General features: G+C 63.3%; 13 protein-coding genes. All 13 read left to right on the forward strand.

Annotated features, from left to right (window positions below):
- Window positions 1–3,346, forward strand: a 3,346-nt coding sequence (locus D7S89_RS27525; RefSeq protein ID WP_183085295.1) for a YadA-like family protein, incomplete at its 5' end; no start/stop codon positions are given.
- A gap of 137 nt (window positions 3,347–3,483) precedes the next feature.
- A complete protein-coding gene (locus D7S89_RS27655; RefSeq protein WP_220702189.1) occupies window positions 3,484–3,630 on the forward strand; it encodes a hypothetical protein in 147 nt (48 codons plus the stop codon).
- A 6-nt stretch (window positions 3,631–3,636) separates the two neighbouring features.
- A complete protein-coding gene (locus D7S89_RS20100; protein WP_121280397.1) occupies window positions 3,637–4,779 on the forward strand; it encodes a DUF2827 family protein in 1,143 nt (380 codons plus the stop codon).
- Window positions 4,773–5,897: a DUF2827 domain-containing protein gene (locus D7S89_RS20105; protein ID WP_121280399.1), complete on the forward strand. Its 1,125-nt coding sequence runs from the start codon at window positions 4,773–4,775 to the stop codon at window positions 5,895–5,897. The genes D7S89_RS20100 and D7S89_RS20105 overlap by 7 nt, the downstream gene beginning before the upstream one ends.
- Window positions 5,897–6,532 (forward strand): hypothetical protein, encoded by a 636-nt coding sequence (locus D7S89_RS20110; protein ID WP_121280401.1) that lies wholly within the window; start codon window positions 5,897–5,899, stop codon window positions 6,530–6,532. The genes D7S89_RS20105 and D7S89_RS20110 overlap by 1 nt, the downstream gene beginning before the upstream one ends.
- Before the next feature lie 118 nt (window positions 6,533–6,650).
- Window positions 6,651–7,781 (forward strand): DUF2827 domain-containing protein, encoded by a 1,131-nt coding sequence (locus tag D7S89_RS20115; RefSeq protein WP_121280403.1) that lies wholly within the window; start codon window positions 6,651–6,653, stop codon window positions 7,779–7,781.
- Between the two features lie 267 nt (window positions 7,782–8,048).
- On the forward strand, window positions 8,049–9,518 hold the full coding sequence (locus tag D7S89_RS20120; RefSeq protein WP_121280405.1) for a carbohydrate porin: 1,470 nt from the start codon (window positions 8,049–8,051) through the stop codon (window positions 9,516–9,518).
- 20 nt (window positions 9,519–9,538) lie between these two features.
- A complete protein-coding gene (locus tag D7S89_RS20125; RefSeq protein WP_121280407.1) occupies window positions 9,539–10,672 on the forward strand; it encodes an NHL repeat-containing protein in 1,134 nt (377 codons plus the stop codon).
- A gap of 1 nt (window position 10,673) precedes the next feature.
- Window positions 10,674–11,978 carry an iron uptake transporter deferrochelatase/peroxidase subunit gene (gene efeB / locus D7S89_RS20130; protein ID WP_121280409.1) on the forward strand — a complete coding sequence of 435 codons (1,305 nt, stop codon included), beginning with the start codon at window positions 10,674–10,676 and terminating at the stop codon, window positions 11,976–11,978.
- 81 nt (window positions 11,979–12,059) lie between these two features.
- On the forward strand, window positions 12,060–13,073 hold the full coding sequence (locus D7S89_RS20135; RefSeq protein WP_121280411.1) for an iron ABC transporter substrate-binding protein: 1,014 nt from the start codon (window positions 12,060–12,062) through the stop codon (window positions 13,071–13,073).
- Entirely contained in the window at window positions 13,073–14,659 is a 1,587-nt protein-coding gene (locus tag D7S89_RS20140) for an ABC transporter permease (protein ID WP_121280413.1), read from the forward strand. The genes D7S89_RS20135 and D7S89_RS20140 overlap by 1 nt, the downstream gene beginning before the upstream one ends.
- A gap of 108 nt (window positions 14,660–14,767) precedes the next feature.
- Window positions 14,768–15,826: an ABC transporter ATP-binding protein gene (locus D7S89_RS20145; RefSeq protein ID WP_121280415.1), complete on the forward strand. Its 1,059-nt coding sequence runs from the start codon at window positions 14,768–14,770 to the stop codon at window positions 15,824–15,826.
- Between the two features lie 96 nt (window positions 15,827–15,922).
- Window positions 15,923–16,201 carry a hypothetical protein gene (locus D7S89_RS20150; RefSeq protein WP_121280417.1) on the forward strand — a complete coding sequence of 93 codons (279 nt, stop codon included), beginning with the start codon at window positions 15,923–15,925 and terminating at the stop codon, window positions 16,199–16,201.
- The last annotated feature ends 12 nt before the right edge of the window (window positions 16,202–16,213 follow it).

The following is a 16,213-nucleotide window of genomic DNA, read 5'->3' on the forward strand; positions in this document are numbered from 1 at the left end:
GGGTCTAAGCACCACCAACAGCAATCTCGGTACGCTGGCAACCCAGGAATCGACGGACGTCGGCTCACTGTCGACGGGACTGAGCACGACCAACAGCAACGTCACGAGCCTGTCGACCTCCGCCTCGACCGGCCTTGCCACCGCCGTGAGCGGTGTCAGCTCGCTCTCCACGGGTCTAAGCACCACCAACAGCACTCTCGGTGCATTGGCAACCCAGGAATCGACGGACGTCGGCTCACTGTCGACGGGACTGAGCACGACCAACAGCAACGTCACGAGCCTGTCGACCTCCGCCTCGACTGGCCTCGCCACCGCCGTGAGCGGTGTCAGCTCCCTCTCCACCGGGCTGAGCACCACCAATAGCACGCTCGGTGCGCTGGCAACACAGGAATCAACGGATGTCGGTTCACTGTCGACGGGACTGAGCACCACCAATAGCAATGTCACCAGCCTCTCGACCTCCGCCTCGACGGGCCTGGCCACCGCCGTGAGTGGCGTGAGCTCGCTCTCCACCGGCTTGAGTACCACCAACAGCACGCTCGGTGCGCTGGCAACACAGGAATCAACGGACGTCGGTTCGCTGTCGACGGGACTGAGCACGACCAACAGCACCGTCACGAGCCTCTCGACCTCCGCTTCGACCGGCCTCAGCACCGCGGTAAGCGGCGTCAGTTCACTCTCCACCGGCCTGAGCACGACCAACAGCACCGTCACAAGCCTCTCGACCTCCGCTTCGACCGGCCTCAGCACAGCGGTAAGCGGCGTCAGTTCGCTCTCCACCGGCTTGAGCACCACCAACAGCAACGTCACGAGCCTCTCGACCTCTGCCTCGACCGGCCTCAGCACAGCGGTAAGCAGCGTCAGGTCACTCTCCACCGGCCTGAGCACAACCAACAGCAACGTCACGAGCCTGTCGACCTCCGCCTCGACCGGCCTCAGCACAGCGGTAAGCAGCGTCAGGTCACTCTCCACCGGCCTGAGCACAACCAACAGCAACGTCACGAGCCTGTCGACCTCCGCCTCGACCGGCCTCAGCACCGCCGTAAGCGGTGTGAGTTCGCTCTCGACGGGACTCAGCACCACCAACAGCAGTGTCATGAGCCTGTCGACCTCAACTTCGACTGGCCTCAGCACCGCAGTAAGTAGCGTCAGCTCGCTCTCCACCGGCTTGAGCACCACCAACAGCAGTGTCACGAGCCTGTCGACCTCAACTTCGACCGGCCTGAGCACCGCAGTAAGCGGCGTGAGTTCGCTCTCGACAGGACTCAGCACCACCAACAGCAACGTGACGAGCCTGTCGACCTCCGCCTCGACCGGCCTCAGCACCGCAGTGAGCAGCGTAAGGTCACTCTCCACCGGCCTGAGTACCACCAACAGCAACGTCACGAGCCTGTCGACCTCGACCTCGACCGGCCTCAGCACCGCAGTGAGCAACGTCAGCTCGCTCTCCACCGGCCTGAGCACCACCAACAGCAATGTCACGAGCCTCTCGACCTCCGCCTCGACCGGCCTCAGCACCGCGGTGAGCGGCGTCAGTTCGCTCTCCACCGGCCTGAGTACCACCAACAGCAACGTCACGAGCCTGTCGACCTCAGCCTCGACGGGTCTCAGCACCGCAGTAAGCAGCGTCAGCTCGCTCTCCACCGGCTTGAGCACCACCAACAGCAATGTAACGAGCCTCTCGACCTCCGCCTCGACCGGCCTGAGCACCGCAGTGAGCAGCGTAAGGTCACTCTCCACCGGCCTGAGCACCACCAACAGCAATGTCACGAGCCTGTCGACCTCCACCTCGACCGGCCTCAGCACCGCAGTGAGCAGCGTCAGTTCGCTTTCCACAGGCCTGAGCACCACCAACAGCAATGTCACGAGCCTCTCGACCTCCACCTCGACCGGCCTGAGCACCGCAGTGAGCAGCGTCAGCTCACTCTCCACCGGCCTGAGCACGACCAACAGCAACGTGACACGCCTATCGACCTCCACCTCGACCGGCCTCAGCACAGCAGTCAGCGGCGTGAGCTCGCTCTCGACAGGGTTGTCGACCGTCAGCAGCAACATGCTGTCGCTGTCCACCGGACTTTCGACGACGAATAGCACCGTGGCGGGCCTGAGCACGTCAGCCTCGACTGCGATCAGCGGAGCGGTAAGCGGTGTGACTTCGCTCTCCACCGGCCTGTCGACGACGAACAGCAATCTGGCTTCGTTGTCGAGCTCGTATTCCGGGTCGGTGGCATCCTGGTTCAGCAGTTTGAGCACGGTCAACAATAGCCTTTCGACATTGACCTTTTCCACATCGACGAGCGTGGTCCAGCTGTTTTCAGGTGTTGCGTCTCTCTCGACCGGTTTGAACACGACAAACCGAAACGTGGCGCAGTTGAGTACCCAGTACACATCGCTGTCGACTGGGCTGGCCTCCCTGTCCACGCAGATATCAAGCGGGAACGGCCAAGGAAACAAGAGCAGCACCACGTCCAACGCGACATCGGCAGCAACAACAAGTATCAGTACCGTGCAGAGCACCGTCGCCTCTTCGTCGACCAGCATCAGCACGACGACCAGCTCCACATCGAGCGGTTCGCACACGACGTCAGCGACCACCAACCCGGTTGCGGTTGCCAGTACACAAATTCCAAGCGCTTCGTCCGCTTCAAGCACCGCATCGGTGTACGGAGCTAACGCCAATGCCGTCGTCAATACGACGACCTCGGTCGGTCAAAACGCCACCGCAGCCGAAGCGGGTTCCGTCGCCTACGGTAACGGCGCGAGTGCCAACAGCGCCAATACGACCGCCGTGGGCTACCAGGCTGTCGCAACCTACACAGGCTCGGTTGCGATAGGCGCCGGCGCGCAGGCAATCGCCGACCCCAGTACCGCAGTCGGTATGAACTCGCTCGCCTCGGGGAACAACTCGGTCGCGCTCGGTGCAGGAGCGACAGCAACAGCGGCGAACTCAGTCGCGTTGGGAGCGAACTCGATAGCGACCCAAGAGAACTCGGTGTCCGTGGGTTCGCCGGGCAACGAACGCACGATCACGAATGTGGCGCCCGGCGTCAACCCGACCGACGCGGTCAATGTGTCTCAATTGGCCGCTGTGCAGTCGAACATGAACCAAGTGGCAAGGCTCGCCTATTCCGGAATCGCCGGCGCCGCCGCACTCTCGATGATTCCTGAAGTCGATCCCGGCAAAACGATCTCGGTTGGTATAGGAACGGCCGGCTACCAGGGTTATCAGGCAATGGCCGTCGGTTTCACTGCGCGAATAACAAACAACCTCAAGATCAAGGGAGGCGTAGCGGTCAACGCCGCAGGTGGCAATACCTACGGAATTGGGGCCTCATACCAGTGGTGAGTAAGGCAAATCACTGATTGATGTCATATGCGAGAGCGGAAAAGATGTGCTATCACACTAGCAGGGTGCTCGGAAGCCGTTTCAGGGGTAGCCTCTACTCCTTAGCGAGTCTCACGAGCGATTCGGGGGGATTTCCTATGCAGCCGGCAATTCTTTTGCTCAACCCTACCGGAAGGCATTTCAACAACCTGCTGGCTCTGTGCGATCAGGTGCGTCGTATGAGCAACGTCATCGACCTTGCTTTGTCGGTCATGTTGGCGGCGCAGCACGCTTCTCTGCGATAACCAGCTATGCGCATCGGGATATCGGTTCTCACACATGCCGGCCAGAACATCTGGGAAAACGGTTTGGGCCAGAACGTGTATTTTCTGGCCCGCCTGTTGCAGGCTTTGCCGTCCGTCGAGGTGCTGCTTCTCAATTGCGGTGACCAGCCGCACCTGCCCGATGACGTAGAGCAAGACGCAAACGGCTTACGACTCGTAGCGCCGCGAGATGCGACCGACCTGGTCGACGTGGTGATCGAAATGGCCGGGGGACTCGACACCAACTGGCTCGACCATTTGCGTGCAAAGGGAAAGAAGGTGGTGTACCTCTGCTGCGGGCAACCCTATACGGCACTGGTCGAACCCGCCATCTTCGGCACTACAGGCTATTTCTCGCGCATCGAGCGTTGTGACGAAATCTGGACCCTACCGAGAGATCGGTGCTTCCACCCGATGTTCGAATCGCTTTACCGATGCCCGGTATTCGAAGTGCCATACCTGTGGGAGCCTACGTTTCTCGAACGCCGTGCCGCGTCGCTGGCGAAGGATCATGGCATCGAATTCGGCTATCTCCCCTCGCTGCACAAAGACTATACGTTTCGCGCACTGAGGGTTGCGGTACTGGAGCCCAACATCTCGGTTACCAAGGTCTGCAGTATTCCCATGCTCATCTGTGATTCAGCTTTCAGGGCGAATGCGGATACCGTTTCCGAACTGCATTTGCTCAATACGATTCAGATGAAAGATCATCCGACGTTCGTGCATCTCGCCAATTCGCTGGATTTGGCGAAGAACGGAAAAGTTCGCTTCGAGCAGCGGCATGACTTCGCCGGCTACATGAGCCAGTTCGGCGACGCCGTCGTCACGCATCAGTGGCAGCAGGACCAGAATACACTCTATCTGGATGCGCTTTACGGCGGATACCCGCTGGTTCATAACTCTAAGTGGTTGGGCCCGGTAGGGTACTACTATCCGGATTCGGAGATCGCCAAGGGGGCAGCTCAGCTTATCGAAGCCTCCCGCAACCATGACGAAAATTTTGACGCCTATCGGAGCTCGGCCAGGGAGTTTCTGGCCACCCTGAGTCCGCTCGATGCGATGAATCAGACAGCCTATAGTCGCAGCCTGTTGCGGCTGACATCAGCGCGAAAACGAGGAGCGTCATGCTGAACGGACGGCGACTTAAGGTAGGCGTGACGCTCTTTGTGCGCGATGGTCAGCAATCGCTCTGGGAGAACGGAATTTTCCAGAACTGTTTCTTCCTGACCATGCTGCTCGCACAATCGCCGCTCATCGAAACCGTCTATCTGGTCAACGGCGGCGAGGGCCGGGCCGAGGATGCACGCGATTTTCTCGCCGATGCGCCGGCACAGGTGATCGACCTGCAAACGGCGAGCACACAGCTCGACGTCATCATCGAGTTGAGCGCGCAACTCAATCCGGAGTGGGCCCGCGAGTTCCGCTCCCGCGGGGGGCGCATCATTGGCATGCGCGTCGCGAACGATTACGCAATCGATGTCGAGCGCATGATCTTCGATCGCCCGCAGGGGATGCTGGTCTCTGGCACCGGATACGACATGATCTGGACATTGCCTGCCTTCGAAAAGACCTGCGCGCCCTACTACGAAGCAGCGTTGCGCGCCCCGGTGCGGGCCATGCAGCATATCTGGAGCCCGTTACTTCTCGAGCGCGCGGCAAGCCGAAGCGCACAGAACCGAGCGTTCGGCTATACCCCCGGCCGTTCGCAGTGGCGCCTCGCCATTCTCGAACCCAACATCTGCATGGTAAAGACCAGCCACATTTCAATGCTGGTTGCAGATGTCGCCTATCGTCAGTCGCCCCACTTCATCGAAGTGCTCCGTGTTTACAACTCGTTTCACCTGAAAGACGAACCGCTGTTCTTCGGTTTCGCGACAAGCCTGGATCTGGTGCGCCACGGGCTCGCCTCGTTCGAGGCGCGCTTTGCCATCTACGAAGTCATGACATCGCAGGCTGACGCGATTATTTCCCATCACTGGGAGAATGCTCAGAATTACCTGTATTACGAAGCGCTGTATGGCGGATACCCCCTTATCCACAATTCTGCGCTGCTAGGGGACTGCGGATACCGGTACACCGACTTTGATCCGCAAGAGGGAGCGCTAGCCTTGCGCCAGGCATTTGCGGAACACGATGGCCGGCTGGACGATTACAACCGCGCCGCGCGCACGTTTTTGAAAACGCTTGATCCGGTTGCCGAGCGCAACGTCGAGCAATACAGCATGGCGATCGCGGATCTCTATCACTGATGGGAATCGCAATGGGACGCTTCGGGGAGCGGGGTGATCTGAAGACTTACGCCGGGTCGGGGTGTGCGGATCGGTATCGCGCTTGGCGACAGGCCGCGCTGTGTACGGCCCTGTCCACCCTGGCGATCGTCCCTTATGCGCAGACCGCGCCGAATGGCGGAACCGAGATGAGTGTCGTGGCTCGTGCCGCCCAAACCGTAGGCATCCGGCAGTGCTTTCCGGTCATCGATCGGGTTTCGTCGCGCGTGCTCGCGGACAACCAAGGACAGGACATCGTCGCGGACTGGGATCACATCAATCCGGACAATGCCCCGTTCTTTTCTCTGACAGGTTTTCAGTATCACGGGGAGCCAGCCCTGTTCTCGCTGACCACGATTCCCGACAACGTCGGCCATTGCGCAATTCTGGCCGAGCGCATCTCGGTCAGCCCCGTCTCGTGCACTCAGGTGGCCAGCAAGCAACTCGTTGGCTATCGTGGAACACCGCTCGTGAAAGCCATCACCGTGTATAGCTTGCCGTCACGTCCGCGTGAAACCATTACGCTTTCCAATATCGCAGGCGGCTGCCTGATCGTACGGCGGCAAGTCGAGTACCAATGGCCCGCCGCCCCTGCCAGTCCCGGCTCGTCAAAATAGGCGCGCACGCACGATGGCGTGTGACATCTCCTCAACGAGGGCGCGCAACTGAAGTCGGCAGCCCAGATTGCGTCCACCGGCCGTGAAGCGCAAGGCGAGATGAGAGAGGGAGAAAAGTATGGCTGCACGATCATTGCGCATCGGCATAACCATCGGCCTGCGGGAGGAAGGAGAAAGCTTGTGGGTCAACGGGATCAAGCAAAATGCGCTGTATCTCGCGAAGCTCTTGCAGCGCTCGACGCGCTGCCATCAGGTCACACTGGTCAATACGACCGCAGTCCGCGTTACGTCGCAGCTGAAGTGGGATATCGGCCAATACCCGGTGCGAACCTTCGAGGAAGCCAAGGACAATCTCGATGTGCTCATCGAACTCGGCGGGCAGATCAGCGAAGCGCAGACAAGATACGTTCGGGACCATGGAACGAAGCTGGTGAGCTATTGCTGTGGGCCCGAATACGTGCAGCGTATGGAGGCGATGATCTTCGGGCGGAACCTCGGGAATGCCGTTTTCATCAACCAACAATACGACGCGATTTGGGTCATCCCCCAAGTTGTGGAAACGAGCAAGCATTACCTTGGGATGCTGCGCCGTTGCGTCGTGAGAGAAGTGCCCTTTGTGTGGGATCCGATGTTCATCGATGCCAGCACGAGTGATTTTCCTCACAACGGCGAGTATCGGCCGCGAGGGACATCGAAACGGATCTCCGTCATGGAGCCGAATATCGATGTGCTCAAATTCTGCCTCTATCCGATTCTGATCGCCGAACGGGCCTACCGCACGGAACCGGACAGCATCGCGCACGTGCACGTGACCAACGCCGACCGCCTTGCAACCGAGAATGTAGAGTTCGCCGGCACGATGCATTACCTCGATCTGGTCAAAGAGCACAAGATCAGTTTTGTCGGACGATACGAGACCCCAACGTTTCTTGCAGAGCAAACGGATATCGTCATTTCCCACCAATGGGGGCTGGCACTCAACTATTTCTATTTCGATGTGTGCTGGAAGGGCTACCCGTTGGTGCACAACGCGCACTTGTGTAGCGACCTTGGGTACTTCTACAGCGCCAATGATGTAGACGAGGGTGCCCGTAGGCTGCTGGACGCCGTCCATCACCACGACAAGAACTGGAACGGCTATTTGGAGCGACAAAGGGGGCTGATCTCCCGGTTCACCCCGGACAATGCGTCGCTGGTCGAGGCCTACGACAGGTTGCTCGATGAGCTCATGGTTTCGGCTGGCAACTGACTCGGTGACGCAGCGGTCTGAACGCGCAAGCGCCTAACTCAAAGCGCCGAAGATTACAAATCGCTAACGTAGATGCGAATCATTCGCATTTGTATTGACGCTCGCATTCCCTATGGGTACGATTCCGCCAGTCGTCGCCGCCATGGTCGTTTTCGTTTTTGCGGATATCCCTCTCGAACGTCATGCGCCGAACACCGCGGCACGTTCAATAACAAGCCAGCGCAGCCCATTTGCCGCCAGCCAATGCAACGAACAAGAAGGATATCGATGAAGTCCGCTTCGTCCTCCGCGCGCCCCGCGGCGGTGCCGGCATTGCGCCGCATCGTCTCGTGCACGGCCCTCGCCTGCGCCACGCTCTCCGCCTCCTCTGCCTTCGCAGCCTCCCCCGACGCCACCTCCGACGCGCAAGAAGCCGACCTCGCCATTCAGGCGAAGCCGACTACGCAGTGGACCGGCCTGTGGACGCGCCAGACGCTGCTCGGCGACATCGGCGGCTTGCGGCCGTGGCTCGGCAAGTACGGCGTCAGCTTCGGTTTGAGCGAGACGAGCGAATACCTCGCGAACCTGCGCGGCGGCCTCGCGCGCGGTGCGACGTACGACGGCCTCACGACGATGTCGGTCGGCATCGATACGCAAAAGGCCTTCGGCCTGCCTGGCGGCACGTTCAACGTCAGCGCGCTCCAGATTCACGGCCGCAATCTGAGCCAGTACTACCTCGGCACGCTGAACACCGCGAGCGGCATCGAGGCCGACGACACGACGCGACTGTGGGAGCTCTGGTATCAGCAGTCGTTCTTCAACCAGCGCATGGATATCAAGGTCGGGCAGCAGAGTCTCGACCAGGAATTCATGGTGAGCCAGTACGCCGGCACGTTCATCAACACGATGTTCGGCTGGGCAGGCGTGCCGTCATACGACATGCCCGCAGGCGGCCCGGCGTACCCGCTCTCCTCGCTCGGCGTGCGCGTGCGTGCGCAGATCACGCCGTCGCTGACCGCCCTCGCGGGCGTGTTCGACGGCAACCCGGCACCCGGCGTGGGCGACGCGCAGAAGTTGAACGGCAGCGGCACCAACTTCAACCTTCACAACGGCGCGCTCTATATCGGCGAGTTGCAGTACTCGATCAATCAGCCTGCCGAAGGTCAGATGGATCTCGGCCAGGGCAAGACCAGCGGAGGTCTGCCGGGCACCTACAGGATCGGCGTCTGGTACAACAACCAGAGCTTCCCCGATCTGCGCATGGACAACACGGGCCTGCCGCTCACCGATCCGTCGTCTAGCGGCACCGCCGCCCAACACCGAGGCGACTACAGCTTCTACGCGGTAGCCGATCAAATGATCTGGCGGCCGAACCCCGACGAGCCGCGCAGCATCGGCGTCTTCGCACGCGTGATGGGCGCCCCGGGCGATCGCAATCCGGTCAGCGTCAGCGCGAACCTCGGCGTCGTCATGAAAGCGCCGTTCAAGGGGCGCGATAACGACAGCGTCGGCTTGGGCCTCGCCTATATCAAGATCGGCAACCACGCCCGCGCGTCCGATATCGACAACAACTTTGTCCCGCGCGGCAGCGAGACCGCACTCGAAGCCACCTACCAGTATCAAGTCACGCCGTGGTGGCAGGTGCAGGGCGACATGCAATACACCTTCAACGCCGGCGCGGGACAGAACCCGAACGATCAGACACGTACGCTGCGCAACACGTTCGTGGTCGGCGTACGTACGAATATTACGTTCTAACTTTCGACGAGGGCCTCCTCATGACACATCTCAAGCTTGGCAGACTCGCGGCAACCGCAGCCGTCCTCGTCGCCGCGAGCACCGCACACGCACAGCCGCAAGGCTTCCTTGAAACGATCAAGCGGCACACGACGCTGATCAACACGGTGCCCGAGAACGGCGATCAGAACCCGTACGCCATCGCGGTCGCGCCGGTGTCGGCCGGCACCGTGAAAGCCGGCGACGTGCTCGTCGACAACTTCAACAACGCGACGAATCTGCAAGGCACGGGCAGCACGATCGTCGACTATCACCCCGACACGAAACAGATGTCGGTGTTCGCGACAATTCCGCGCGAGCTCAAGGAGTGTCCGGGCGGCGTGGGCCTGTCGACGGCGATGACAATGCTCAAGTCGGGCTGGGTCATCGTCGGCAGCACGCCCAGCAACGACGGCACGACGAGTACGAAAGGCGCCGGGTGTCTCATGGTGCTCGACAGCAACGGCAAGGTCGTCTCGACGATCACCGGCGAGGACATCAACGATCCGTGGGGCAACATGGCCGTCGTCGACAACGGCGACACGGCGACGCTGTTCGTCAGCAACGCCGGCTTTGGCGTAGGCGGGCCGACGCCCGGCGCCGACGGTGAAGTGCCCGTGTTCAAACAGTCGACGGTCCTGCGGCTCGATCTCGAGATTCCGGCTGGCAAGGTGCCCGTTGTGAAGTCGCGCACGGTGATCGGCAGCGGCTTCGGCGCGCAGGCCGACAAGGGCGTGTTTCTCGTCGGGCCGACGGGCATGGCGCTGTCGGCCGACCGCAAGCTGCTCTACATCTCCGATGCCATCGGCAACCGCATCACCGAGATCGACGAACCGATGACGCGCGACACGAGTGCCGGCGTCGGCCGTCAGCTCACGGCCGACGGTCTGCTGCACCGTCCGCTCGCGATGGTGACGGCGCCGAACGGGCACCTGCTCGTCACCAACGCATTGAACGGTCAGGTCGTCGAAATCGATCCGCAATCGGGCAAGCAGCTCTACGCGCGCTGGATCGACACCGACAAGGCGCAATCGCCCCCGGGCAACGGCGACCTGTTCGGCATTGCCATGACGCCGCAAGGCGATGGCTTCTACTACGTCGAAGACGACGTGAACACGCTCGTATTGGCGAAATGACATGAGCACACACGACGACAACGCGCCGAAAGAGGCCAAGCGGCGCGGCTTCTTGAAGGCGGGAGGCGTGGCAGGCCTCGCGGCTGCGCTCGGTGCAGCCTCCGGCGGCACGCAAGCGGCGGCCAAGCCGTCGCATGCGCCCGACGCACGCGATCCGATGGCGGCCGCCGAGCCGTTCTTCGGTGAGCATCAAGGCGGCATCGTGACGCCGCAGCAAAGCCACGCCTACGTGGCTACCTTCGACCTGAAGACGGAAAAGCGCGACGAGCTCGTGCAGCTGCTGCGCGACTGGACCGCGGCGGCAGCGAAGCTCACGCGCGGCGCCGCGCTCGAAGACTACGGCCAGACCGGTGACGACGCCGTGCCGGCCGATTCGGGCGAAGCGCTGGGCATCGGCCCGGCAGGCCTCACGATCACGTTCGGCTTCGGCCCCGGCATCTTCACGCACGAAGGCAAGGACCGCTACGGACTCGCGGCGCGCCGCCCCGCTGCCCTCGTCGATCTGCCGCGCTTCAACGGCGACCAGCTGCTACCCGAGAAATCGGGTGGCGACCTGTTCGTCCAGGCCTGCGCGAACGATACGCAGGTCGCGTTTCACGCGGTGCGCCAGCTCGCGAAGATGGGCTACGGCATCCTGCAGATGCGCTGGGGACAAGCTGGCTTCATGTCGAGCGCGCGTGGACAAACGCCGCGCAACCTGATGGGCTTCAAGGACGGCACGAACAATCCTTCGACGCAAGACCGCTCGCTGATGAACCAGTTCGTCTGGGCCCGCGACGAAGGCTCCGCGTGGATGAACGGCGGCACGTACACCGTCGTGCGCCGCATCCGCATCACGCTCGAGCACTGGGATCGCATGGAGCGCGGCTTCCAGGAGCAGGTCGTGGGCCGGCACAAGCTCAGCGGCGCGCCGATCGGCAAGCAGCACGAGCACGACCCGGTCGACCTCACGGCGACGGACAAGGACGGCAACCCGCAGATTCCCGAGAACTCGCACGTGCGCCTCTCGAACGCCGCCAGCAACAACGGGGCGCAAATCCTGCGTCGCGCGTACTCGTACAACGACAGCACGAATTTCTACATCGAGCGCTGGCCGCCATGGCGCCAGGAAACCGAATATGATGCGGGGCTGTTGTTCATCGCGCATCAGCGCGACCCGCGCACGGGCTTCATTCCGATCAACGAAAAGCTCTCGAAGCTCGACATGATGAACCAGTTCACGACACACGTCGGCAGCGGCATCTTCGCCTGCCCGCCCGGTGCGCGCGAGGGCTCGTTCATCGGTGCGGGGCTGTTCGAAGTCTGACGAAACCCGCATGCCCCGATCGAGGGTGCCGCATGCGCTGGCGCCCGTGACAACACGACAATAGAGAAAGGACTCACCAACATGACCCAGTTCCGATTCGGTTCGCGCGTCGCAGCGCTTGCGCTCGCCGTGGCAGCCGCCGTACCGTTCGCGGCGCACGCTGCCTCGCTCACGCTCTACAGCGCGCAGCACGAACAGGTCGTCAACATGCTCGCGAAGGACTTCCAGAAGGAAAGCGGAATCTCGGTGAAGGTGCGCAGCGGCGAAGGCCCCGCACTGGCCGCGCAGCTCGTCACCGAAGGCGACAAGACCCCGGCTGACGTCTACTTCACGGAAAACTCGCCCGAGCTCGTGCTGCTCAGCGAAAAGGGCCTGCTCGCGAAGGTCGATGCCCCGACGCTGGCTGCGGTACCGGCGAAGTTCAGCTCGCCGCAAAGCGACTGGGTCGGCGTGCTCGCGCGTGAGAACGTGCTCGCCTACAACACGACGAAGATCCAGAGCGCACAACTGCCTGCATCGCTGCTCGATCTGGCCAAGCCCGAATGGAAAGGCAAGGTCGGCATCGCCCCCAGCGATGCGGACTTTCTGCCGGTCGTGAGCGCCGTGCTCGCGATGAAGGGGCAAGCCGCGACGCTGCAATGGCTCAAGGGCCTGAAGGCCAACGCGCAGATCTTCGACGACGACGAAGGCGTCGTGGCAGCCGTCAATCGCGGCGCCGTGGCGACGGGCATCGTCAACAACTACTACTGGGCCCGTCTGCACGCCGAGCTCGGCGACAAGAAGACGCAAAGCACGATCCATCACTTCGGCAACAAGGATGTCGGCTCACTCGTCAACATCTCGGGCGCTGCCGTGCTGAAGGCTTCGCACAACGGCGAAGCGGCGCAGAAATTCGTCGCGTACCTCGTGTCCGAACGCGCGCAAAAGCTGATCGCGGGCAGCCACGTGAGCTTCGAATATCCGCTCGTCAAGGGCGTCTCGCCCGATCCGATCCTCAAGCCGTTCGCCGAGCTGACCCCGCCTGAGCTGACGATTCAGCAACTCGGCGACGACAGCCAGGCCGGCAAGCTGCTGCGCGAAGCCGGGCTGCTTTGATGAGCGCGACGGCAGCACTGATGCAGCGCGCAAGATCCCGTGTGGGCCGTGCGCCGCGTGGCCTCGTCGCCGCGGCGGCGGTCGGCGCGCTGCTCGTGCTGCTGCCGCTGGCGCTTACGCTGTACCGCGCCGTGAGCTTCGGGCTCGCCGACGCGGCCGAACTCGTGTTTCGGCCGCTCGTCGGCGAGCTGTTGTGGAATACGCTGGCGATCACCATCACGACGACGCTGACCTCGGCCGTCATCGGCACGACAGCCGCGTGGTTCATCGAACGCACCAAGCTGCCCGCGCGCGGCTTGTGGTCGATGTTGGCTGCCGCGCCGCTCGCCATGCCGGCGTTCGTCACGGGCTACGCCTGGGTTTCGCTGAGTCTCGATTTGCAGGATTTCGCGGGAGCCGTCGTCGTCATCACCTCGACGTACTTTCCGCTCGTGTATCTGCCTGTGGCTGCCGCCCTGCGCGGGCTCGATCCCGCGCTCGAGGAAAGCGCGCGCGCCCTGGGCTGCGGACGCTGGCGCACGTTCTTGCGCGTGATCCTGCCGCAGCTGCGGCCCGCCCTGCTCGGCAGCATGCTGCTCGTCGCGCTCGGCGTGCTCTCCGAGTTCGGCGCTTTCTCGCTGCTGCGCTTCCGGACGTTCACGACGGAGATCTACGCCGAATACCGCACGAGCTTCGACGGCGGCGGCGCGGCGATCTTCGCGTGCCTGTCGATGCTGATCTGTCTCGCGTGCCTCGCACTCGAGTTTCGCGTGCGCGGCCGCTCGCGCTATGAACGCGTCGATCGCGGCGCGCGCCGGGCAGCGCTGCGCTACGAGCTCGGCCCGTGGCGCTGGCTCGTCGTCGCGGGGTTCGTCGTGCTCGCGATCGTCACGCTCGGCGTGCCGCTCGGCATGATCGGCTACTGGCTCACCCAGCCCGGCGCCGCAGCGGTGACGCCCGCTGACGTCTCGCCGCAGTTGCTCACCGACGCCGCGCTCGCATCGATCGGCTTCGGCGCTGCCGCGGCAAGCGTCACGACGCTGCTCGCGCTGCCGCTCGCGTTCCTGCTCGCGCGCCATCCGGGCCGCATCGCCACTGTGCTCGAACGCATCGTGCTCATCGCGCAAGGCATGCCGGGCCTCGTCATCGCGCTGGCGATCGTCTCGCTGGCCGTGCGGGTGCTGCTGCCGCTCTATCAGAGCGCCGTGCTGCTCGTGTTCGCCTACTCGGTGCTGTTCCTGCCGCTGGCGCTCGTCAGTGTGCGCGCCGCGTTGCTGCAAGCCCAGCCGCGGCTCGAGGAAACGGCCCGTGCGCTGGGCTTGAACGCATGGCAGGCACACCTGCGCGTGACGCTGCCGCTTGCCGGCCCCGGGCTCGGTGCGGCGGCGGCGCTCGTGTTCATCTCCGTCGTGACGGAGCTGAACGCCACACTGCTGCTCTCGCCGATCGGCACGCATACGCTGGCCACGCAGGTGTGGGCCGATACGTCGTCGCTCGCCTTCGCCGCCGCCGCGCCTTACGCCGCCCTGCTCGTGGCGATCTCGCTGCTGGCCTCGGGCGTGCTGTTCGCCCTGCTCGGCAAGTCGGCCGTCCTCGAGCGCACGTGATGGGCTGGCCGTTCGAGGGCAACTCGCGTTAAGCTCTCGGTCCTTCCCATTCCGATTCGCGCGCCGCGCCTGCGGTGCGAAACACGTGCTCCACGCCCAGTCAATCCGATGAGCAACCTCGACATCCACGGTCTCACGAAATCGTTCGACGGCCACGCCGTGCTGCACGGCATCGATCTTTCCGTCGAGCGCGGCACGCTGCTTGCGCTGCTCGGCCCGTCCGGCAGCGGCAAGACCACGCTGCTGCGCGTGCTGTGCGGCTTCGAGCGTGCCGACGCGGGCACCATCGACATCGACGGCCGCCGCGTGGCGGGGCCAGGTCTGCATTTGCCCTCTGAAGCGCGCCGTATCGGCTATGTGCCGCAGGAAGGCGCGCTGTTTCCGCACCTGTCGGTGGCCGACAACATCGTGTTCGGCCTGCCGCGCGCACAGCGCCGGGCGCGGCATCGTGTCGCGGAGTTGCTCGAGCTCGTCGGTCTGCCGGCTTCGTACGCCGACCGCGCGCCGCAGCAGCTCTCGGGCGGGCAGCAGCAGCGCGTCGCACTGGCGCGCGCCCTGGCGCCAGCCCCGACGCTCGTGATGCTCGACGAGCCGTTTTCGTCGCTCGATGCGACGCTGCGCATCGAGACGCGCCAAGCCGTGGCCGATGCGCTGGCTGCCGCCGGCGCCACGGCCGTGCTCGTCACGCACGACCAGTCGGAAGCGCTGTCGCTGGGGCATGAGGTCGCGGTGCTGTGGCGCGGCAAGCTGATTCAGAGCGCGACGCCCGATGTGCTGTACCGGCGTCCCGTCTCGCGCGAACTCGCCTCGTTCGTCGGCGACGCCGTGCTGTTGCCCGGTAATGTCGAGAATGGCGCCGCCGTCTGCCACCTGGGCCGCCTGCCGCTGGCGGTGCCGCATGCGGAAGGCCCCGTCGACGTGATGCTGCGCCCCGAACAGATCCGTATCGCGCCGGCCGGGTCGGCGACGCAAGACGATGCCGGCACGCATCTGGCGACCGTGCACGACGTCTCATTCTTCGGTCAGGATGCGAGCGTCGGGCTCACGCTGACCGAAGCGCCGCAGTTCACGCTACGCGCGCGCGTGCCCGGTCATTTCTGCCCGCACGTCGGCGAGCGCGTGACGCTGCGCGTCGAGGGCGGTGTCGTCGCGTATTCGCGCCCCTGAACGCCGTTCGTCACCGGCACGCCGCGATCGGCGAAAATAGCGGGCACATGGCATAGTCGAAACCCATGCCACGTTCGAACGGATGAGGAGCCCGCTGTGATCCGAAAAACGCTCAACGCCTCCCGGCTGCAAGACGAAGTCAGCCGGCGTCTGCATCGCATTCACGAGATCGTCGAAGACGGCGTGAAGATCCGCGTCCCACGCCCGCAAAAGCAGGAGCCCGATGCCTCGGGCTGCAACTGGACGATGAAGCACTTCGGCAATGCGATCGGCTACGAACGGTTCGTCGACGAAGTGCTCTCCGAAGTACGTGCCCAATACAACCTGTCGGACAGCGACGAGACGAAGGACATTCGTAGCCTGTTCGGCGAATAAGTCGTGCGCGGC

Source organism: Trinickia fusca (assembly GCF_003628145.1).
GTDB lineage: Bacteria > Pseudomonadota > Gammaproteobacteria > Burkholderiales > Burkholderiaceae > Trinickia > Trinickia fusca.